The sequence below is a fragment of the Paenibacillus sp. FSL L8-0333 genome (assembly GCF_037965665.1).
GTDB classification, from domain to species: Bacteria; Bacillota; Bacilli; order Paenibacillales; family Paenibacillaceae; genus Paenibacillus_AQ; species Paenibacillus_AQ odorifer.
Map to the genome: position 1 here is coordinate 6,592,124 of NZ_CP150186.1, position 21,106 is coordinate 6,613,229.

The window sequence follows — 21,106 nt, forward strand, 5'->3', positions numbered from 1 at the left end:
TTTTATCCTTTAGTACCATTATCGGCGGTTGTCTGGCCCTCCTCCATCCGGTTTGACACCTTTTGATAGAGATAGGAGATGCCGAGCAAGCAGATGCCAAAGCTGGCATAGGCTATGATTTTGCTGCCAGTGTTCAGCAGACCCAAATCATAAAGCAGCAGCTTGCCCGTTGCCAGCAGTGTTAATCCAAGGCCGAAGCGCCGGATGTACACATACCTTTTGCGGAAGCCATACATGATAAACAGAACGGCTAATAGTAGATAAATGAGACTAAAAATTAACCCTGCATCACTCAATTGCAATTGCACTCCTAGGAAAGCGGTGATAATGCCGAGTAGATAAATCGCCATGAAAACAGGATAGATCTCCATACTCTTAAACTGGCGATTCAGCGCTGCAATCAGCAGATCACGTCCGCTAAACCAAACAAAGATATTAAAGATAATCAGTACGGCCAGTGCGATATAATCAGCTGCTGTATTTTGCGCGAGATTATTTTGCAGACTTGGCAGGCCTACTGTAATTACTATACAAATGACGTAGCCAATCCCAAACAGAAATCTCACAAAATATTTAACAATTGTGTCATACAGCACCTTCACCTTTGGCAGCGCGTAAGCCAGAACCAAGGTCCATACAGCGGAGAGCAGTAAATTATAGAAGGTTCTATGCGCAAAGTCCTCCGGTACAACCAGATGATACAATCTTCTCGATTCATACAAGCCGTAAATCCAGAAATTTAATAACGCCGCATATTTAAACCACAAGGCTAAGGTGATTTCATAAGGTTCGCTGCGCTGAAGAGCATCCTTACGGTTATGCTGAACAGCATACAACACCGCGACAATCAGCATGCCTGCTGTGATAAAGACATATTTTAGCGGGAAGTAGACATCTCTAAAATTCGTCCATTGATAGTCTGCGACCCACTGCGTCGGTACATTTAGACAGAAGAATACTACAAGGCAGAGCATCATAATGCCCCAGCCTGCCCTTTCCATCCCCTTAAAGCGGTTCAGATTGCCATACAGCGTAAGAACGACGCCCTCAATCAGCCAACCGATGGACCACCAAGCCGCTCCAAATTGAAATGGAATCATCAATATGCCGAAGGTCAGTGAAGTGGCGTAGAACAGCAGCATGCTTTCTTTTTCCTGTGGCATCAGCTTCTCAAGCCCTCGACCCAGACCGAGATACAGCAGGCAGAAAAGCAACGCCAGTGCACCATTGTAATCCTTCAGTCCTGCATCCATAAATAAAATATACAAGGTGAGACAGCTAATAAACGTATTACATCCTAAGAGAGAGAAATCCCACCAGGACAGCTTGGAACGATATTTGAACGGGTACCACAAGGTAATTCCCAGATACATCGCAAAAGTCAAAACAGCATAACACATATTAATTCCGTTGCTATCCGACAAAGCTATTAATATGAGCATGGAGGGTGTATTAAATAAGTAGCTGATATAATTGACAACGTTCCAGCGTTTGCGGAAAGAAATCAATAAGATGAATAAATTCAATAGAAACAAGTAACCCATAGCTACATAAACTGCGTTGCCCGAAAGGCCAAACGCCCCCAGATAAGAGTATAAGGGCAGATATCCTCCGATTAAGCCCAGTGCACAAATACTCCGTGATTCATACCTTAAAGACAGGAGTACCGCAGTTAAAGTAACGAGTACAGACAAGGATAACCCTACATATATACTAATAATATCAAGCAGAAAATAGCTATAAAAAATAGAGCCATACAGCACCGAAATCCCGCCGCCAAGCAGCCCTAAAGCGAAGGTGCCTTTTCCTTTGCGGTATAACCACTCCCCGCCTCCCAGCATCAATAATCCCAGTAGAAAAAAGGCGCTTCCCTTCATATAACCTGTGAACCAGTTGGAATAGGTATACCGGAAGCCTGCCCCCACCGCCAAAATCAACAGCAGAATACCCAGCTTGTTAATCCAGCTTAGTCCAATCTTCATTTCGATCTGATTTTGTTTTCTTCGGCGCTTCAGCACCTCTTCACTGATCTCTTCCGAGGCAAAATCATGTAATCCATTATCCATGCCCGAGTTGAGGCGAAGTTCCGCTTCCCTCATTCTCTGCCGCTGTGCCAGCACACGCTCATTTAATTCTGCCGCCAACGCCCCAAGTCGACTGGATATCTCTGCTTGTTCCTCACCCAGCTGCCTGGAGGCTGTATGGTACAGCTGCTGAATATGACGTTTCGTCTCCACTTCAAAAGCCGTCAGACGATCTGTATGAGCATGGCTTCTAGAGGAAAAATAAGTCTGCAGCTTCTGCCTCGACACTTTAAGAATGCCCAGCTTTTCATCTAAAATCTGTTCCGTTAGCGCAACTCTTAGCTCAGTATTCTCTTCTTGAAGCTTACCTACCTGAGTCTTTAGCTCGACCAAAGCAAGCTTATGCTTCTCATATTGCTTCTTCAAGTATTCATTCTCGTTGACCAGATCGTGACTTTCATATTCCGCAATCAGAGCCTCATATTCCTTAATAAGCCCGTCCTGCTGTACCTTCATGAATCTCAGTCGATCTTTGAATGACTCCATAGCGCCTCCTTATGTGAGCGATTGTTAATACTTACATATTACTACATATAGCTGTGGGGTCTTATGCTTTTTTTATATTTGCAGTGAATGAAGATTACGATCGGGATGCAAAAAAACTGCAACATTTTGGAGGGGTGTCCCGTCAGAATAATAACAACACTAACAAAAGATTTTAAAAGGAGCTCACAACCATGAACAACATTTTAAAAACAAGTACAGTTCTTTTAACTTTGTCACTAGCACTTTCTACAGGAGCAGCTTATGCTGCACCCACCACAACTTCTGCTAAAAATGAGGCTACACAAACCTCCGCTAGCGTTAATCAAAAGACGTTTGCGATTGAAATCAACGGATCGACTATTAAAGAAACAGGCTTCCAAAGCACAAATGGCAAAGAGCCGATGGTGCCACTACGTTCGATTACTGAAGCCCTTGGATTTGAATTAACCTGGAATGCACAGAATAAATCCGTTGAACTTATCAATGGCGCTGTATTCACTACAGTGAAAGCTGGAGAAGATCGTTATAGTATCAACAAAATGTATACAACACTTGGAACTGCACCACAATTGGTTGACTCCACTTTGTATGTCCCAGCTTCCTTTTTAAGCGAAGTAATTCATCAAAACATGACTGTGAAGGGAGATTCCATTGTGATCAACACAAATGCCGCCGAGCAGCACATGACTAAGACTGGTGTGATTACAGCAGTCTATGATGGTGGTAAATACCAATCCGTTCAAATCCAAGGTGTAGGTACGGATGGAATCGTATTAAATGTAGGGGAAGATACGGCTATTGAGATGGCAGACGGCACTAAAATTGCACTCAAAGATCTCCATATCGGTATGACTGTAAAAGCAGAACACTCCATGGTCATGACTATGAGTCTTCCGCCACAAACACCAACTTACAAAATCACCGTTCTGGATAAGCAGAAACAAGATGATCTTCTAGGTACTGCTGGCACTATTGAAGAAGTTCAAAAAGACGATGAAGGAAATATCAGTATCACTGTTAAAGGCAGTGGCCTGAGCGAATTGTCACAAAAAGAAGTAGTACTGCGCATTAATGAAGACACAGTACTCATTAATAAAGACGGCGAAGCTGTTAAAAGCAGCGAGCTTGTTAAAGGTACAAAAGTTATCGGATTCTACAGCCCAGTGCTGACCAGAAGCCTGCCACCAATCGGCACAGCTGTCAAAGTTGTAGTAGATTCTGCGCAACAATAAGTGAGAGACTGAAATCTTATTAAAAAGATTCCAAAGAGACATTAAAACAGCGATCCTTCCGTTATGGGAGGATCGCTGTTTTGCGTTTTGGGCAATAGGGTGGCTGACTCGCTTCAGCCGATTTGAGGTAAACGAAAGCCGGCTGAACGCCTAGGCACACTTTTGCTCACCTGCTGCAGAGTTTTGGATGATCATAATTGCGAGGCTTACGGACTCAGATGACGTTATTTCCGATTTTTCCGCCTTTAGAGCAGCGTTTCGGACTCCAGCGCCACCATTCATTAAAAAGAGGGCATATTCGGTATTTTTTATGCCAATAGCGTCAGTGGGGTCCGTTAGAATTACAAATGTGGTAAAAAGCTGCGTTAACGGTCAGCTGTGTCCGATAGCAGATTATAGTTACTTCGTTCGCGCAACTTCGTTTGAATTATCCGAAGTTAGAGGTCTAGTTCAACGTCAACAAAACAGGGGTGCCCCAGCAGCCATTGTCATGACTACTAGGACACCCCATGATTGTTTCCGTCCATTATCTATTTCATGAATCGCTAGCTAGAATCAATTGCATCAACGCTAATAAACGTTCCAGGTTAATCGGCTTGCTAAGATAATCTGTTGCCCCTGCCTGAAGGATTTTAGCCTTATCTTCCTTCATCGCTTTTGCAGTCAGTGCAATGATGGGAATATCCTTCTTTGCGGGCATTTGTCTGATCCGATTGATTGCCTCATATCCGTTCATCACTGGCATCATAATATCCATAAGAACGATGTCTATAGAAGCCGCTTGCTCCAGTTCAAACAGGCCGCTCTCTCCGTTAGTAGCTGTAGTTACATGCAGCCCGCGCTTTCTTAGGGTATTTGATAAAGCAAACAAATTCCGTTCATCATCATCCACGATAAGTACATGCTTTTGATTCAGAGAAGTGAAGTCATTACGTGTATCCTCAGCCGTTGTAGCGGCAAGTACCACTCCATTCCCAATCTCTTGAATAACAGTCGCTTGATCAGCCACTTCCTCAAGGCTTGGGGCCTCAAGCTTCAAGGGCAAATACACTGTAAAGACGCTACCCACTCCTTCTTGACTCTCCACTATAATTCTACCACCGAGCAGGGTTGCCAGCTCTCTAGATATGGATAACCCAAGCCCTGTTCCACCATATTGACGTTCTGTATTTCCATTTGCCTGTTGAAAAGCCTCGAAGATAATCGACTGCTTTTCTTTTGAAATCCCAATTCCAGTATCCTTGATGGCGAAGGCAATAAATTCCCCTGTATACGAATCTGCCAAATCCAGCAGCTCGTCCTTAGTTGCTGAGCGGATTTCCAGAGTGACTGCGCCTTCCGCTGTAAACTTAAACGCATTGGACAGCAAATTTATAATAATTTGCCGCACTCTTTGAGCATCCGAATAAAACAGCGGGGGTAAGTTCTCTCCCAGCTGTATTTGCAAAGGAATCTCTTTTTTGCGGGAAAGCTGACTGAAGTTCTGGATCATTGCCTCCGGAATCTCCGATATATTTATCGCTTCAATTTCAATATTCAGCTTTCCTGCCTCAACCTTGGACAAATCCAGAATGTCATTAATCAGCGCCAGCAGATCTTGTCCCGAAGAATGAATGGCTTTTGAGAATTCAATATCCTCTTCGCTTAAAGCTCCCGACTGATTCTCCATAAGAAATTCGGAGAGCAGCAGAATGCCGTTAAGCGGAGTTCGCAGTTCGTGAGACATGTTAGCCAGAAACTCTGATTTATATTGTGAGCTTTGCTGCAATAACTCTGTGTATTCACTGAGTTCCGTTTGAGCTCTTTCCGCCTCTAGTGACTTTTGTTCCGCCAGCAGTTTCTTATCCTCCAGCTTTCTATTCGTTGCATGCAGTGACTCCGTCTGGATTTGCAGCTCCTCAGACTGAGTCTGTAGTTCCTCGGTATATACCTGTAGCTCTTCGTTTAGACGCTGAGATTGTGCCAGAAGTTGGTCAATCTTCATAATGCTAATCGTACTGTTAATTGCGGAGCCAAAGGCATTCGAAATAGACCCTAGGAACTTAACCTGCAATTGCGTAAGTGGAGCAAAGGCGGCGATTTCCACCACAGCAACTACCTCACCCGAAAAAGAAATCGGCATTAGTAGAAGCGCCTTCGGCGCAGAAATACCCAACCCAGATTGTATGCTAATATAATCCTCCGGCAGATCCTGTATTTGCATCAAGCGCGCCTCTTTAGCACATTGTCCAACTAGACCTTCTCCGATCTGGAATGCCCGCTGATCTGGAATGTTACTGCTTCCGCCAAAAGTAGAGACTCTCTTAAAGAAATCTCGATCATGGTCCTGTGTTCGAACATATAAGGAACCATATGGGTAATCGAGGACTTCTGCGGTTTTGCCAAGAAAAATGTCGCCCAGTTGCGAGATATGTGTGATGCCCTGATACCTCGCCAACAATTCGTTTGCGTTAGCCTGAATCCATATCCGCTCTTGTTGCGTGTCTATCAGATGATTCGTAGCTACGCTCAGATCCCTGATCTCATCATTCGTGGTGATCTCTATCCTTGTCTTCATATCTTCGTCAGATTCCAATTCTGCAATCGTATGGGTAACTTTACGAACCGTACTAACGATGGCGCGTGAATTGATCCACGAAGCGACCATCGCGGTAACCGCTATAATTGCCCAAGCAATATAAAGAAGCTCTAGCAATAATTTATTCTTGTCTGCTTGTCTAGCAATCAGACTGTTGGTGTTCTCTTTCATCGTCTCGCGGTAAGTGCTGATCTGATTACGAATCCGGTCCATTTGATCTTTGCCGTCGTCGGAATTGAAGTATCTTAGGAGCTCAGCGTCCTGTCCCTCTTTTTTCAACTGGATCACATAATTTCCCGACTGTTCGATCCATTGCTTAATTTTACTTTCAATACCCAACAGACGCTGTAGCTGTAAAGAATCATTAGCAGTCAGCACGTAAAGCTTATCATAATTAGCTTCCCATTCAGCCTTACCCAAATTGTAGGGCTCCAGATACTTGTTATCGCCGGTGATGACATATCCACGTTGTCCGGTTTCCATATCTAAAATATTCTTCTCAATTAGATTAGCCAAATTAGTAATCTCTCGATCCTGATGAGAGATGAAGCTGGTTTCCCGCTGTAGAGCATTGATTCTTCCATGCATGACAAAAACAAATCCTAATAGACAGATCACGATTAAAACTGTAATTGACAGTATTTTATACTGCAAAGTGAATCGACGTTTGTTCACAACTAGCCTCCGTCCTGTCTTCTAACTATAAACCCCTTTCTATTCTACATCATTGCAAAAGATTACTTGAATAAGGCTTCATTAATTCTTCTATGTAAATTTTGACTGCTGCTAATTTAAACAATTTCCGCAGGGTTGAAACACTTGTTTTTCCCGGAATAAAAAAAAACCCACAAGTGCCTTTCTCCTTGAAGGGTTACCTAAATATCTAACTCAGCAAATACAAGTTTTCTTCTTCACACCTAGCTTCCCAGCCTGTTCAACCTTAGCAATATAATCAACAGCCATGGGAACTTTACAAGCGGTTTGTCCCACGTTCACCTGGACCTTACCTATGCCTGCTGCGATCTTTGCTGCCTCCTCATGCAGTTCTGTGATACTGCTGCCCACCATAATTACAAAAGTATTCATCGTATAACGGACACGATTCCGCTCCTGATGAATAGTAGCGCCTACTTGTTGTAACAACTCCCTAATCTCAGCGATGTCCAGCTTATCATCCGGTGTAATTGAAATGTAATTTGCATAAGTGCTCCAGCCGCAAACGGCTATTAGTTCATCCGAGGAACGAATCCACTCTCTCGCAAGTTCCAATCCATATGGACTCTCTGCGGCGAGAGGGGATACTATATATTCCACTACCGCATGCCAACTGGCCGCCGAAGCCCAGCTTTGAAGCTCTTGCTTCGTCATAGTCTTGGGATTGACGGTTAGCCCAGCCAAATACATTGCATCGTAATTGCCTGTCTGATACAAAGCCCTTGCCAGACTCTGATCTTTTTTCACATCCTTAACCAGCTTCTTCATATCCCCTACCTTTACTCCAAATAAAGGTTCCACTGCGCCATGTCGTAAGAAGGTACGTTTCGTCTGCTCTGTACCCATCTCCTCAAGCTTGCTCATCACTTCATCAACAGTCAGATTCATTAGGCTACTCCCTTATCTTCGATGTTCTTATCCCTTTACTGTTTCTCTTATGATCGGTTCACGACCTAACGTAACTCTGTTCTTCCCTGTATTCTTAGAGTGATATAACGCTTCATCCGCTTCCCGATATAAATCTTCGAAAGTCACCTCTCTACGCTCCGTAAAAGAGATTCCGATACTTGCGGTAAGATGAATGCTATCCTGTTCATTCAAGATTATCGTGTAATCACTCATCATTGTACGAAAATTCTCTGCTTCTTTTAAGGCTGCACATTTATCTTCAGCGAAAAAGCATACGGCAAATTCCTCGCCACCCACTCTTCCAGCAATACCTTTATTCTGGTATACCTGAAGTATTTTATTCGAGAAATCAACTAACGCCTGATCGCCCGCTAAATGACCATAAGTATCATTAATTAATTTAAAATCATCAATGTCAAATAACAGCAGAGCCAATCCTAATCCATCCGGGATCGTTTGATTCTGGACCCTTTGCATGAAATGCCTGCGATTATATAGCCCTGTCAGATCGTCAACCGTTGCCTGATAGACCAGCTCACGCTCATACCGCTTCTTCTCACTATGATCACTAAACACAATAAGCATACCCTTATTCTCTGTTGTCGCATGTTCCGTAGCAATTAAAGAAACCCCATAACAGAGCTCCCCTGCGCCAGAACAAACTACCTCAAACTGTCCCTCCGTCCTCTGACTGTAATGAGCTGCAATGTCTTTGTGAGACTTCATAAAAAGATCAATGTTTTTTCCCATCCAGTTATCGTTCGCTATTCCGGTAATGTCGTATAAAATAGCAGTCGCCGCATCATTTATGCCAATGATATTATCATAACGGTCAGTCAGAACTACGCCGTCTTTCATGTGCTCTAGAATTTTGTTTTTGGTTAGAGGGAAGATGGTTAATTTGGAGCTAACAAAAAGTGCGAAATAAGCCGCTATAATCGCAGGCAAATAAGTAAACGCCGTAAAACCTGTAATGGTAATCTTCAAGAGGGGAAGTAAAAAGACGGAAATAACCGGAACTAGCAAACCCGCCAACAGCAGCAAATTAGTCCGCAAATAAACTCTCGGGGTATTCAGTAGGGAAACTGCCAGCAAGCAGACTGCATATAGCCCAAAAAGCTGATCATACGCAATAAAAGCCATACTAAGGAGCGTAGGCTTTACAGCAATTCCACTAACACCCGCGACCGTCAGGACGGCCACTTCACTGCGCATCAGATGATGATAGCTATCCGTAAAAATAAGAAGTACATCCATAACAATAGGGATAGAGAAGATTGCAAGCTTCACGGGCAGGCGCCCTGTGGAAGGAGATACGTATTCTTTTACCACAGCATAAGTAAAGAGCGCACTAAAAAAAAGCGGAGCCTGCTGCACATTCTTCCACCACAGCTTAGACTGAAAAGAGAGTGACATAATCTCTCCCGCCGTTGCAACAAATATAAGGCTGACTAACAGCATTAAGATCCACAAATAGCGTCTCCCTGCTAACTTACGGTGCCGATAGGAGCTGACGCCCATGTACAGACTTAGAACACTGCCCATTAATAAGTAATACGGATATCCCTGAATCCATGGCATGCCATATTTCTCCTATTTTTCAAGTCGCTCCTATCATTATAGCCTAATCCTTGGTACAAATGAATCAACAATAACAGCACATCTTATGCCTTAAATTTCACCCGATTGGAGAACATATATTTTCTGGCTAAATCCTTAAATGTTATTTTATCTTGTGCCGATTCAAAGAAACGTTTAGGGATAATCAGCGCTCTCTGTGTGGACACAAAAAACACAAACAAGTTCGTAGTTTCACCTATCTTATGTATCTCTTCCCACTTCACTTGTCCAGTGCCCGCTTCGGAAAGATAAGATATGCCTTCATCTGAAATCGTATAATTTTGCGGTTGCTGAATTAGGCTATCTGTTTTGAACGCCTTTTTCGATTTTTTGATCAAGCTTGCCTTGGTCATATACCATAAGACAGCGGCAAGAATTATAGCAGTCACAGCCAGGATTGAGATGCTTTGAGTACTGTAATCCTTAGTAATTAATAACAAAATCATAAAGTAAGCGACTACGCTAAAAGAGTTGAGTATAATCCGGCTATTCAAGCTGAACCATAAGTTAAACTCCTGAACGTCTTCACTCTTTAGGACTGTATCTACTTTTATTACATTTTCCATCACTGATCGCTCCCTCGACGCCATGTATATTTTTAAATTCATCTCATTTTAACATGCCTGAACACAAAAAAGGGACATCCCCGAAGCGATTGCTTCTACATGGGTTGTCCCTCTTCAATCCATAAGGATTCTTATTTCTTTTGTGCAAGACGTTGTTTGAACTTGTCAACACGGCCGCCTTGTTCTGTATCTCTTTGTTTACCAGTGTAAAATGGGTGGGATGCGGAACTTGCGTCCACACGGAGCACTGGGTAAGTGTTGCCGTCTTCCCATTCCATAGTTTCATTGGATGATTTAGTAGATGCACTCAAGAATTTGAAGCCTACGCTTGCATCCAAGAAAATCACTTGGTTGTACTTAGGATGTATGCCTTCTCTCATTCTAATCGTCCTCCTTCTGAATAAATTCGTGGAGCCTTTATGGTAAATTATCCAAATGATCTGTAGGTTTATATATAGTATAACCTAATAAACGTAGGAAAATTCGTAAATCTTACGATTTAGACCACCGCTCCATCATACGCTTATTTAGAGTACAAAGCAACTAATATTGAAATTACTAATATTTCCATAACCTTTCAAAGCCTACCCATAACGCCGGAGGTTAGAGCGATTTCACCATTCCTCCATCGACTAAAAGAGATTGTCCCGTAACATAAGTATTCGCAAAAGAGCCTAGAAAAACAGCAGCCTTGCCGAATTCTTCGGGCGTGCCCAATCTTCCTAACGGGATTTGCAGCAGCGCTTCCTCTTGAATCTGCTCCATAGGGATCCCCTCTGCTTGCGCACGTTTGCCGTCTAGTTGAAGAATCCTGTCGGTTGCAATACGCCCTGGTGCGATCGTATTAATTAAAATGCGATCCGCAGCCAGCTCAGTAGCCAAGCTCTTGGTCAAGGCATACACGCCAGCGCGAAAAACATTGGAAAGAATCAGTTCCTCAATAGGCTGCTTGATAGAAATCGAGCTTATATTAACGATTCGCCCTGCCCCAGAAGAGCGCAGATGCGGCAGTGATTCACGAATCAAACGAATGGTGCTCATCAGTGTGAGCTCAAACCCTTGGTTCCAATCCGCGTCTTCCATATCAGCGAAACCTCCGCCATGAGGACCCCCCGCATTGGTCACTACAATATCAAGCCCACCGTTTTGGGCTACAACCGTTTGAATAGCATGTACGATATCCTCTGGGACAGTCACATCCATCTGAACAATGTTCACCTGCTGTCCTGTGGCTGCCTGAATCTCTTTCTGTGCGTCTACAAGCTGTTCCATACTCCTGCTGGCGATCATTACCTTCGCCCCCTCACGGGCATACTCCAGCGCAGTTGCGAGTCCTAACCCTTTACTTGCTGCGGCTACAAAAACTGATTTCCCACGAAGTCCCAAGTCCATCATTAATGCCTCCTTCTTAATTAAACTCCCAACAGCTAAGACTTAAATTACCATACTGATAACTTCGGTGCAGCAGCTTCGCTTCTTTCCCGTTATCGCCAGCTCCCATAGCTATTATCAGAGGGATAAAGTGCTCATTAGTCGGCACTGCATCAACGCCATAGGGAGCAAGCTCCTGATAGTTAAATAGCGACTCTGTATCCCAAGCTTCCACCCTGTGCTGCAGCCAGTCATCGAATGTCTCCGCCCATTTCTCGACGTTCTCCATTCCCCACTTCACGCTACGCAAATTTGGACGGTTCCACCGCTGCCAATAATCATAATATCCTGCTCACGCAGCTCAGATAAAGCCTTACCCATTAAATATTGCTGTTCATTGGACAGCTCTCGATTAACTGACAAAGATACGACAGGAATATCTGCATTCGGATAGATTAATTTAAGAATAGCCCAAGCTCCGTGATCTAGTCCACGCTCTGTATTTAATTTGCTGACAATCCCATTCTTGTGGAACAGAGACATAATTTGCTGTGCAACCTCATTGTCCCCTTTGGCAGGATAAGTCATTCGATACATCTCATCTGGGAAGCCATAGAAATCATAGATGGTGTCGAAAGTCTCCATAACTCCAACCGACTGTGTGTGTTCTTCAAAATGTGCAGAAAATAGAACAATCGCTTTAGGTTTGACATTCCTCTCAGCGAGCTCCCCAAGAAATTTCGTATATGCATTGTTATCAAGTACCAGAGAAGGGGCACCATGGGCAATAAAGTAAGAAGGTATCATAGTTTGTCACTCCCTAAGTTCTGCAGGAACCAAGCGATCAGGTCCTGCTGATTCTGCGGTAATACACCATGATCCGAAGGATAAGTTTTATAGGTTAATAATGGGGTTAGACCTTCGAAATAAGCGGCTGTTTCTGTCCCCACTGAAATTGGAAATACAGAATCATATTCACCATGCGAGATGAATACCGATACCTCCTGCACACTCTTCAGCTCATAATCTGTCTTCACAAACCCCGGAACATAACCGTTCAGCGCCACAATTCCCCGAAGCGAATTCCCCATTGTAAGAGCGAGTGTCATGGACAAAATGGCTCCTTGACTGAAGCCAAGCAGATAACGGTGTTTAGCATCTATAGGATATTTGTCGGTGGCGTATTCGATAAACTGCTGCAATTGCGATACAGCCTGATCAAACTGCTCACGGATGGGATGACCTAGACTTTTGAGATCATAATATTGAAATCCAGCCCCTAAAATCATATTTCCCCGAATCCCGATAATAATAAACTCTTCAGACAAGGGCTCGACAAGTCCGAACATATTCTTCTCATTGGAACCTTTGCCATGCAAGGTGAAGATAACCGGATAAACCCGATTCACATCGTAGCCGGAAGGTAGACTGACATCATATATATAAGGTGCCTTCATACTAAACACTCCTTCAAAATATTTGTAATACAAAAATAATATTTGTAAGGATAATATTATAAACCTCTGGCTAGTATGTCAATTAATAATTTGTTAATATAAAAATATATTTGCTATTACTAATATTAAAAGGGGCTTTACTTATGAATATAGGTTCAAACATTCGTACAATCCGTAAAAGAAAACATATAACGATTGCCCAAATCTGTGAAACTACTGGCCTGTCACAAGGTTTTATGAGCCAGGTTGAGACTAATAAGACCTCTCCTTCGATCGCTACCCTTAGCCTGATTGCTGATGCACTGAACGTTCCGTTGGCTTATTTGCTGTTAAAAAAGGAAGAGCGGATGCAGGTGGTACGATCCAAGGAGCGGCAAATCACCAGCAGTGGAAGTGATCGACTGCAAGTTGAACATTTAAGCTCGGCAGGTGGTGTACGAATGGTGCTTGTCCATTTCCCTCCGGGTACTTCTACGGGTGAAACTCCGCAGGCGCACGAAGGCAAAGAGGTCCATTTAGTGATAAAAGGTGAGGTTTATGCGGAGCAAGGTGAAGATTTCGGGATGTTCCAAGCGGGGGATTCCTTTAGCTGGAATGCCTGTGTGCCACATCTGGTCATAAATAAAGGCGATGAGCCGGCAAGCGTGCTCATCGCCATCCATACAGAGGCTGATAGTGAAACTGTTGATTTTTAAGCTGGCCTACACGTCGTACTCCAGCTGTTTTTTGGCCTGAACAATGAAATCCAGCGGATTCTCAATCGTGCCGGCTTGGTATTCGACCGCCCCAATCTTAAGACCCAGGCTGACCTTATATTTTCTGGAGAAATTATTGTCATTCAACTCCTGAAGCTTGAGCTTAATCCGCTCGATCACAATCTTCGCCCCATCGCTGTCCGTGAACAGCAGCAGGCCCCATGTTGCTTCATCCTTATCTAGCAGATAGAGTGCATCATTGGTACGAATACTCGCCTGACTAAGCTGAGACACATCATAGATAGCTTCTGCCAGCTGATCTTCAGGAATGATCCGTCTGATCTCTTTCCAATACTTCACCTTCACCACTAGCAGGGTGAGCGGAATCTGATAGCGGGTCGAAATGCTTGTAAATAATGTAGCATCCGTCTGAAAAGAAATACTGTTCCGCAAATTTGTGTTTTCATCGACGATAGCCATATTGGCAGTCTTTTTGCGTAGCTGCTCATTCTCCACCTGCAAATCACGGCTGCTTAAAGTGAATACCCATAGAACGACCGTTAATAGCGGAGTCATAATTAACCAGAAATAAGTATTCAGGCTAATCGTTTCCCCTAGCGTTATCGTCTGGTACATCGTGTAGAATCCGTAAGCAAAGATAAACACCAGATTCAAGACCAGACCCGCAGTGACCGTTGTAAAATACGTAACAATGGCCAGAATAAAAGCCACCGTTAAAATGATAATATTCTGGAGGTAATCATCCGGTGCCCCGGCAATGAAGACGATACAGAGGAACGATAACACCAGGAATGATAAGAGAGCGATGTCCGACACTAAGCTGCGATTACGTCTCACGCTTATCACCACGTTTCTTCATGTGTTTGCGAAGCAGTAGGATCAGCGATAGAACTACCAGCGTCAGCACCAGTAAAATCACGATGATAAAACTGAGTACATCCGACCGTTCCATTATTTTCTGGGCCACAGAGTCCTCGGCTGCTCCAGTGATCGTTTTGAAACGGTGTGCGCTGACATTACCGTCTTTATCAACGATTGCACCATCGCCAAACACCTTCCACTTGTCCCGTTCTGTAGCGAGCAGCTTCGATCCTAAGTAATACTCTTCCGAGCTGACTCCCGTAACCGCGAGCAATGCACGTCCCGCCTCAAATGGCGAATCAATCAGCTGCAGTGTTCCGATTCGTGCACCGTATTGCTCTTCAATACTCATTTTCTCATTGGAGCGAATTGTGGTTCCATCTCCGTTATATTGAAAATAAAGCTTAGCATTCTGATCACGGATCACCTTATTATTCTTATAAGCACCAATAGCGATGATATTATTATTTTTCAAATGATCGGCGCTGACAGTATCGGTATAGAACTGGATATTCCCTATATTTCCGCTGGCATATTTACCAAGCAGATTAAAGATATTCGATACACTTAAATAGGCGTAATCATCCATTTGTTCGGGCAGTACAACCGCTACATGATTATAGATCCCATCGCGGATGAACGGATATGGATAGTTATTAAATAAGAGATCCGTGCGATCCTTCGTATTCAGCTGCATTACAGAATCTTTACTGATATAAGCCCACGGCATTTGATCCCGATCGATAATACATCTGGCTCCTTCGATCTCCAAATCAAAAGCCACTGTCACCGAGAAATTTCCGGATATATTCAAGTTCTGAGGCACCGAGAGATTAAGAATATCGCCATTCGCCAGTTCCTTGGTCAGCTTCTTACTGCCAATCGGAGTATTATTGATGCTCACGGTAACCAATGAACGAGTAAAATCCAAATTCTGTGCATAACGGAAATCCAGGCTGATTTTACCGGAATCGGCAATCGAGCGGTTCGCTGGCAATGAAATAAAATACGTCTGCTCCTGATGATGTGCCCCGGTCAGTTTATCACCTGTTTCAGTGAACGTGATGTTAGAGCTAATCGAAAGCGCAGGTGCTGACACTTCTGTAGCATCCGTTACTGTTTTCAGATCACTAGTGATCTGCCCGATCAGCTCTGGATTAGCAATCAAACGACCCGCTTTAATCAGCAAGTTCTCATCCTTCGAGGTTACAACCAAGGTGGGCTGGGTATCCTTATTCACTAGCTGGAGCAACGCGTGCGTACCCAAATCTTCAGTGGAGCTTAGCTGAGCTTTCAGCCCGCTTGGTACTCTGTCATACATAGCTACCAGTACAACTGCGGCCTTATTCTGCACAGTGTCTGCCCGGTAGGGAAGCAAGGGAATAGTCTTATCATTTAACGTAATCCCCTTAACAAACCCGGAGAGCGCATAAGTGGCTGCTTCCATTTCTGCCGCCGTGCTTTTGTCCGGTACAGTCAGAATACTCTGATTCTTCGTTAAGGTATCTATCCCGGCGAATCGCTCGCTGAAGTCACTGATCCCTCCACTCAAGGGCTTTGCCGTATAAATCACGTTAACACTGGACGTATTGAACAGATGCAGCCAATTATCCGACGTTTCATCGACCGAACAAAAGAGGTCATCTTTACGATCTGTCTTTAAATAGCCCTGAATGCCCAGCGTATTCGTCCCTTTTTTCAGAAACCCCTTGGGCGCCGCAAGGGTCAACAGCTGTTCGCCGTTGTCTTGTAGTGACGGACGAAACGTATAGAACGGGCTGCCGTTTAGCGTTAAGGTAACACTAGAAATCTGCTCTTCGGTAATTTGTGAAATTTGAAAATGCAGTTTGATCTTTACTTGATCCACATTCCAATAATCCAGAACCTCAAAATATTGCTGCTGGGCACTCGAACCTGTTAAGGACGAGTCTGTTCCCGTGAATGAGGTTGTATAAGTAGACTTATGATCCTGTGGCAACGTCTCTGCGGCAGCAGGATGGATTGGAATTAAGAAAAGGGAGAGGCAGGTTAACAGTATAACCAGCTGTTTTTTTATCTTCATGTTCTGTTTCTCCTGTGATTACATTTTTCTCATATGACTTTTTGGTGCCTCGTTAGTAGCGCTCCGTCTTATACCATTTGGCTTCTCTTTTGAAGATGAGGTCTTTCAGGTATAGATATAATCCGTTAGCCGCGACAACCATCCACAGCTGGCAATAAGACACATACATCAACATTACAATCCCTAGATTGGACAAGCTCATCTCGCCCTTTTCTGTTGTTAGCGTAATGAAGGTCCCCACAACGAATAAAATAATAGCGAGCAGCCATAAGAAATTACTAAGACCTGCAATAGTAGTATGCACATAACCCAAAGCATGCAGGATCAGCAGCACATCCGAGGTGATTAACGACAGCAGCAACAAGAAGTAAATGGATAGAAAATAAAGAATATCGAACCGCACCTTTGCGGCCGATTTATTGAACAGCAGCGGGATATTTTTGACAATGACATAAATATTGCCCTTCGCCCAGCGGGTTCGCTGCTTGAACCAGACCTTCAGGGTCTGTGGTTCCTGCTCCCACGTGACGGATTTGGGCTGGAACTTGATTTGGTAACCCATCATATAAATCCGGAAGCTGATTTCTGTATCCTCGGCTATCGCTTTGACATCCCAGCCACCTATGCTTTCCACAATAGACCTGCGCATAATGAAATTTGTTCCCGGAATAGTGCAAAGCTTGAACAGCTTCCAGCGCCCCGCTTGAGCCATCCATTGAAAGGATAAGGTCTCAATATTAATGAACCGGGTCAGTAAACTTGCATCACGATTACGGGTCCGGAACTTCCCAATCACCGCACCGAGGCTGGAATCATGCATGATCTCAGCAACCAGATAACGCAAAGCTGTTTTCTCCGGAGTATTGTCGGCATCATAAATGGCGATTAGCTCCCCTTTACAGCTGGTAAAGCCTATATTCAAGGCATTGGATTTGCCTTTGCCTCCTGTAACTGCATCCGTATTAATGACTACCAGCTGACGCCCCGGATTTCGGGATTGTATGCCCGCAAGCAGCTCAGCACTGTTATCAGAGGAATTATCATTAATCACAATAATCTCATACCGATCTTGCGGATAATCCAGCGCCAGCAGAGATTCAACCGTCTTACAAATCACTACCCCCTCATTGTGAGCGGGAACCATAATTGAAACAAAAGGATATTCACCCTCTATCTCTGGTATGTCCTCATTTTCGGATTTAATGTAATATAGATAGCCCGCGATAATGAGGGTCACATTCACCAGCAGCAGAGACCAAATACAGATCACCGCAATCACCATCAGCACGTCTGAAATCGTCATAGGGTCCTCCAAATCACGATTAGTTGTCTCATTTCAAAAACTTTCTGCGATATAACCGGTATCCGATCATCAACAATCCGCCAAACAGCAGCAGAGAAATCATGATCACAACAATAAAAAATTGATTCTGAATATTAAAAAGTCGGGTGAAGCTCTTTTGCTGCTCCTCTGTGTAGCGATAATCGCTATCTACTGTTTCCGGTGTATAGTCCAGGCTTAGAGGTTGTCCATTAATAGAAATCATTCCATCTAGTGAGGAGATTGTGTTCTGATCAGTAACGACCTGGTGCTCTTCTTGCTTATAATCGGCAAAAGAAACCCAATTCCGTTCCAGACTTTGCAGCATTTCTTCAAGCTGACGCTCATCCTCGGGCATGTCGACGGTGATTACAGTATCCATCGGCAATTGCGGTATCACTTTATTGGATGTAGGCAAAGCCTGAAGAAATTCCAACGGAACGCTATATAAAGAGGATGGAAAGGATTTAGAGGTGTCGTTCTGCTCCATATAATCAATCTGTTCATCCGGATATAACACCACGGAATCAAAAAAGCTCATCCCCGCTTCTGAATACTCTTTGTCATACGACCAATGCATTTCCGCCCCGACTCCAAGCGGCCCAAGCCCATTTTCGGCCAACAGATTGATGAAATCATTCATCTTTCCTTTAAGCGTATGGTCAATGGAGCTTATCGTTGGCATCACCACTGGGGCATTGACCAGAATGCTTCCATTGCTGGATTGCACACTTTTCATGGCCACTAAATAACGCTGCATGGCCGGATAATCGGTATTGCTGAACACAGGCCGCACACTTGCAAGAAACGGAATCCCCAGTTGATACAGCCGCTCACCCGTTTCTGCCAGCAGTCGCAGATCGGAGAAAGGATAGATTTCTTTGATCGCAAGGTACATTTTAGGAGCAGCAGTGATATGGAGCCAATCCTTCAGAACATGCGCCATCCCCAGCGTACTGACATTCCCTTGTTCAAAATATGGGGCATATGTATCATTCCCCTTACTCACAGCGTACGGTGCTTGCAGACCCTCCTCCGCAAAAGAGAGTTTCCCAAAGGATTTGACCGCCTGACTCGCTGCAATATAAGGCATATCCTGCACCTTAGCTTGAATTCCGGAGAACTGTCCAATTTCGAGCTCAGCACTCCCGTCATAGATCACATCAGTGGTTAGCTGTAACGCCTTCATTAGACTAGCGGGTGGGTTGTACCCAATATGCAAATACTGCCCCTGATAATGCTCCCAATCCTCTATATAGGATTTATTCGTGATCGAAATATCCGCTTCGTTACGGACCATGATCACTCTGGAGTAATTTTTCAGCATCCCCTGCTCGTATTGATCTAGGCTTCGAAGTGTAACCTTTGTCGAGTAAGCTGCCAGCAGACGTTGAAGTTCAGTCACATTTCCATCCTTAGCGGTCCCCTTGGCAAGGCTGTCATAGAGCAGTAAGACTTGTTGTGGCGATGCAGCAGATTGAACAGGAGTGGCGGGAAGCAATAGGATGGTTAAGCTCAGCGTCAGCAGCAATATACAGTATAAGATCCCTCTGCGCTTCAAACACTCACATCCTTTTGAGGCTTTGTAAATGGACTAGACGTGGTGGGGCTCTCGTTAACCGGCTTTTTACGATTTTTGGAGAATCTGCGTCCGATCACACTAGATACTGTCAGAAAGGTCACCAAATCAAAAGATAAAGTGAACAAGAATTCATGCTTGGAAATGTCGGCATCACCAGCACCGATAATCGATACAAAAATGCCTGAAAGACCAATGCCTATCGTAGCGACAATCAATACCATCCGCTGCAATCCTCTAAAATTACGTGCCTTAATGGCTGTTACGAAGGAAGGCATATACAGACCGATGACAAGCACTGTCCAAAGGAAGATAAAACCTATCGTTCGTGGTGCTAAAGCTTTTTTCAGCTGACTGTATCCAGTAAAAAAGTGACTCTGTGCTCGAAATTCCTTCCCAACGGATTGCTCGTAATTGCCCATCGCCGCTGGTTTGATCGAGAATGCACTTTGAGCAGCTACATTAAGAATCGAGTTAAGCTGATCCGGATTCGATATATAGTATTTAAGGATCGAAACAAATCCGTAACGACTGTAAAAGTTCTCTTGGAGGATTGGTGAATTCACATCAATAGTTCCGTATTTCTCGTAGTAAATGCTATTCTTCAAGATGGCATATTGTTCATTAATATCGAATGACTTCAGTGCTTTCCCGGATCGGAGGAATCCTTCAGCACCCCGCGGGTCATGGCATGGAACTGGTTAATATTCACGAACTCATCCGAGATATTCAAATAGGTGAACACACCCGCGAACAGGATCAAAGCAAGGGAAACCATTGTCAGAATGCGAAATATTTTATCCCTGCGAATCCAAAGGAGCGAACACCCCAGAACCGCAATGATTATACCCACTGGCGCATTTTGCTGCTTGGAAGTAGTCAGGATGATCGTACTGATCAAGAATAGGGCCAGCAGCACATAGTCATTGTATCTTTTTTGATATAACAACAACCAAGCTGCGAACATAGTAATCATCGTGATCATCACGACGCTCTCGCCGTAAAAGGAGTTGAAATAAGCGGTATACCCGGTATCTCCAAATATAAAAATAGCAATACCTGCAGTGACCCATCCCTGCTTGCGGGTCATCCCCCATGTAACAGCCTCTATTAATAAGTAGATCGCCGCAACATATAAAATCGTATAAATGACTGCTTGAAACCGGATATCGAAAACCTCGCTGCTAAAAAACAGCTTATTAAGTCCAATGGCCAGCTTGATAAATAGGGACTGCGAAGAAAATAATGTCGCGCCATTCTCATTAAAATATTGAAAGATTCCATATTGCTTTACAAAATAACCAAAGTATTGCTCGTCATAATCCGGCAGATTGAAATAAATTCCGTTACTATAGATGCTGCGAAAAAAATCACCATTATCCGCCATTCCGACATACGGGGCGGTAAATAAGGCTATGATGGTTATAAGCAACACTCCAACAGCAGTGATAAAAGCCGGGGACAATGGCAACGGTAGGTTAGCGAGTGTCATCCCCTGCCTCAGAGGTGATTTCACCGTGTTGTTTATCATGCAGATTCACCTTCGTTAC

18 protein-coding genes are annotated in these 21,106 nt (G+C 44.0%); 2 read left to right on the forward strand and 16 right to left on the reverse strand.

From position 1 onward, the window contains the following. Window positions 1-2: 2 nt before the first annotated feature. A complete protein-coding gene (locus NYE72_RS29385; protein ID WP_339210992.1) occupies window positions 3-2,570 on the reverse strand; it encodes a DUF2339 domain-containing protein in 2,568 nt (855 codons plus the stop codon). Between the two features lie 191 nt (window positions 2,571-2,761). Here NYE72_RS29385 and NYE72_RS29390 point away from each other — a divergent pair, with 191 nt between their 5' ends. Then, the gene (locus tag NYE72_RS29390; protein ID WP_036682152.1) at window positions 2,762-3,802 is read left to right on the forward strand and encodes a stalk domain-containing protein; all 1,041 of its coding nucleotides are present in this window, start codon (window positions 2,762-2,764) and stop codon (window positions 3,800-3,802) included. Window positions 3,803-4,337: 535 nt separating this feature from the next. Here the strand turns inward: NYE72_RS29390 and NYE72_RS29395 are convergent. The 9 genes from NYE72_RS29395 to NYE72_RS29435 form a co-directional block, all read right to left on the reverse strand. Continuing rightward, window positions 4,338-7,055, reverse strand: a complete 2,718-nt coding sequence (locus tag NYE72_RS29395; protein ID WP_081383979.1) for a CHASE3 domain-containing protein — start codon at window positions 7,053-7,055, stop codon at window positions 4,338-4,340. A gap of 213 nt (window positions 7,056-7,268) precedes the next feature. Beyond that, on the reverse strand, window positions 7,269-7,976 hold the full coding sequence (locus NYE72_RS29400; protein ID WP_339212128.1) for a DNA alkylation repair protein: 708 nt from the start codon (window positions 7,974-7,976) through the stop codon (window positions 7,269-7,271). 33 nt (window positions 7,977-8,009) lie between these two features. After that, complete coding sequence (locus tag NYE72_RS29405; protein ID WP_339210994.1) at window positions 8,010-9,584, reverse strand: diguanylate cyclase; 1,575 nt, start codon at window positions 9,582-9,584, stop codon at window positions 8,010-8,012. A gap of 83 nt (window positions 9,585-9,667) precedes the next feature. After that, on the reverse strand, window positions 9,668-10,189 hold the full coding sequence (locus NYE72_RS29410; protein WP_036682157.1) for a YcxB family protein: 522 nt from the start codon (window positions 10,187-10,189) through the stop codon (window positions 9,668-9,670). A gap of 131 nt (window positions 10,190-10,320) precedes the next feature. Beyond that, on the reverse strand, window positions 10,321-10,569 hold the full coding sequence (locus tag NYE72_RS29415; RefSeq protein WP_036682161.1) for a type B 50S ribosomal protein L31: 249 nt from the start codon (window positions 10,567-10,569) through the stop codon (window positions 10,321-10,323). Between the two features lie 223 nt (window positions 10,570-10,792). Continuing rightward, window positions 10,793-11,581 (reverse strand): SDR family oxidoreductase, encoded by a 789-nt coding sequence (locus NYE72_RS29420; RefSeq protein ID WP_038573763.1) that lies wholly within the window; start codon window positions 11,579-11,581, stop codon window positions 10,793-10,795. A 16-nt stretch (window positions 11,582-11,597) separates the two neighbouring features. Continuing rightward, window positions 11,598-11,861: a hypothetical protein gene (locus tag NYE72_RS29425; RefSeq protein WP_339212129.1), complete on the reverse strand. Its 264-nt coding sequence runs from the start codon at window positions 11,859-11,861 to the stop codon at window positions 11,598-11,600. Continuing rightward, window positions 11,858-12,367 carry a class III extradiol ring-cleavage dioxygenase gene (locus NYE72_RS29430; RefSeq protein ID WP_339210996.1) on the reverse strand — a complete coding sequence of 170 codons (510 nt, stop codon included), beginning with the start codon at window positions 12,365-12,367 and terminating at the stop codon, window positions 11,858-11,860. The genes NYE72_RS29425 and NYE72_RS29430 overlap by 4 nt, the downstream gene beginning before the upstream one ends. Continuing rightward, window positions 12,364-13,017, reverse strand: coding sequence for an alpha/beta hydrolase-fold protein (locus NYE72_RS29435; RefSeq protein ID WP_038573767.1), 654 nt, complete (start codon window positions 13,015-13,017; stop codon window positions 12,364-12,366). Before NYE72_RS29435 ends, NYE72_RS29430 begins: the two co-directional genes overlap by 4 nt. A 143-nt stretch (window positions 13,018-13,160) precedes the next feature. Between NYE72_RS29435 and NYE72_RS29440 the strand changes: the two genes are divergently transcribed. Next, complete coding sequence (locus NYE72_RS29440) at window positions 13,161-13,712, forward strand: helix-turn-helix transcriptional regulator (RefSeq protein WP_036682170.1); 552 nt, start codon at window positions 13,161-13,163, stop codon at window positions 13,710-13,712. A gap of 6 nt (window positions 13,713-13,718) precedes the next feature. On the opposite strand, the gene NYE72_RS29445 is transcribed toward NYE72_RS29440, so the two are convergent. Genes NYE72_RS29445 through NYE72_RS29470 form a run of 6 tightly spaced genes read right to left on the reverse strand, consistent with a single transcriptional unit; the run spans window position 13,719 to window position 21,087 of the window. Then, the gene (locus NYE72_RS29445; protein WP_036682174.1) at window positions 13,719-14,570 is read right to left on the reverse strand and encodes a diguanylate cyclase; all 852 of its coding nucleotides are present in this window, start codon (window positions 14,568-14,570) and stop codon (window positions 13,719-13,721) included. Beyond that, window positions 14,560-16,656 (reverse strand): cellulose biosynthesis cyclic di-GMP-binding regulatory protein BcsB, encoded by a 2,097-nt coding sequence (locus tag NYE72_RS29450; RefSeq protein WP_038573769.1) that lies wholly within the window; start codon window positions 16,654-16,656, stop codon window positions 14,560-14,562. The genes NYE72_RS29445 and NYE72_RS29450 overlap by 11 nt, the downstream gene beginning before the upstream one ends. A gap of 52 nt (window positions 16,657-16,708) precedes the next feature. Beyond that, complete coding sequence (locus tag NYE72_RS29455) at window positions 16,709-17,959, reverse strand: glycosyltransferase family 2 protein (protein ID WP_036682179.1); 1,251 nt, start codon at window positions 17,957-17,959, stop codon at window positions 16,709-16,711. 28 nt (window positions 17,960-17,987) lie between these two features. Beyond that, on the reverse strand, window positions 17,988-19,538 hold the full coding sequence (locus NYE72_RS29460; RefSeq protein ID WP_038573770.1) for a hypothetical protein: 1,551 nt from the start codon (window positions 19,536-19,538) through the stop codon (window positions 17,988-17,990). Continuing rightward, window positions 19,535-20,164, reverse strand: coding sequence for a hypothetical protein (locus NYE72_RS29465; RefSeq protein WP_339210999.1), 630 nt, complete (start codon window positions 20,162-20,164; stop codon window positions 19,535-19,537). The genes NYE72_RS29460 and NYE72_RS29465 overlap by 4 nt, the downstream gene beginning before the upstream one ends. Before the next feature lie 32 nt (window positions 20,165-20,196). Beyond that, on the reverse strand, window positions 20,197-21,087 hold the full coding sequence (locus NYE72_RS29470) for a hypothetical protein (RefSeq protein ID WP_339211001.1): 891 nt from the start codon (window positions 21,085-21,087) through the stop codon (window positions 20,197-20,199). Window positions 21,088-21,106 lie beyond the last annotated feature (19 nt).

Bases quoted from the DNA above. Each gene is read 5' to 3' on its own strand.
- NYE72_RS29385 (WP_339210992.1), bottom strand. From the start codon at position 2,570: ATGGAGTCATTCAAAGATCGACTGAGATTCATGAAGGTACAGCAGGAC.
- NYE72_RS29390 (WP_036682152.1), top strand. From the start codon at position 2,762: ATGAACAACATTTTAAAAACAAGTACAGTTCTTTTAACTTTGTCACTA.
- NYE72_RS29405 (WP_339210994.1), bottom strand. From the start codon at position 9,584: ATGCCATGGATTCAGGGATATCCGTATTACTTATTAATGGGCAGTGTT.
- NYE72_RS29410 (WP_036682157.1), bottom strand. From the start codon at position 10,189: ATGGAAAATGTAATAAAAGTAGATACAGTCCTAAAGAGTGAAGACGTT.
- NYE72_RS29415 (WP_036682161.1), bottom strand. From the start codon at position 10,569: ATGAGAGAAGGCATACATCCTAAGTACAACCAAGTGATTTTCTTGGAT.
- NYE72_RS29420 (WP_038573763.1), bottom strand. From the start codon at position 11,581: ATGGACTTGGGACTTCGTGGGAAATCAGTTTTTGTAGCCGCAGCAAGT.
- NYE72_RS29430 (WP_339210996.1), bottom strand. From the start codon at position 12,367: ATGATACCTTCTTACTTTATTGCCCATGGTGCCCCTTCTCTGGTACTT.
- NYE72_RS29435 (WP_038573767.1), bottom strand. From the start codon at position 13,017: ATGAAGGCACCTTATATATATGATGTCAGTCTACCTTCCGGCTACGAT.
- NYE72_RS29440 (WP_036682170.1), top strand. From the start codon at position 13,161: ATGAATATAGGTTCAAACATTCGTACAATCCGTAAAAGAAAACATATA.
- NYE72_RS29450 (WP_038573769.1), bottom strand. From the start codon at position 16,656: ATGAAGATAAAAAAACAGCTGGTTATACTGTTAACCTGCCTCTCCCTT.
- NYE72_RS29455 (WP_036682179.1), bottom strand. From the start codon at position 17,959: ATGACGATTTCAGACGTGCTGATGGTGATTGCGGTGATCTGTATTTGG.
- NYE72_RS29470 (WP_339211001.1), bottom strand. From the start codon at position 21,087: ATGATAAACAACACGGTGAAATCACCTCTGAGGCAGGGGATGACACTC.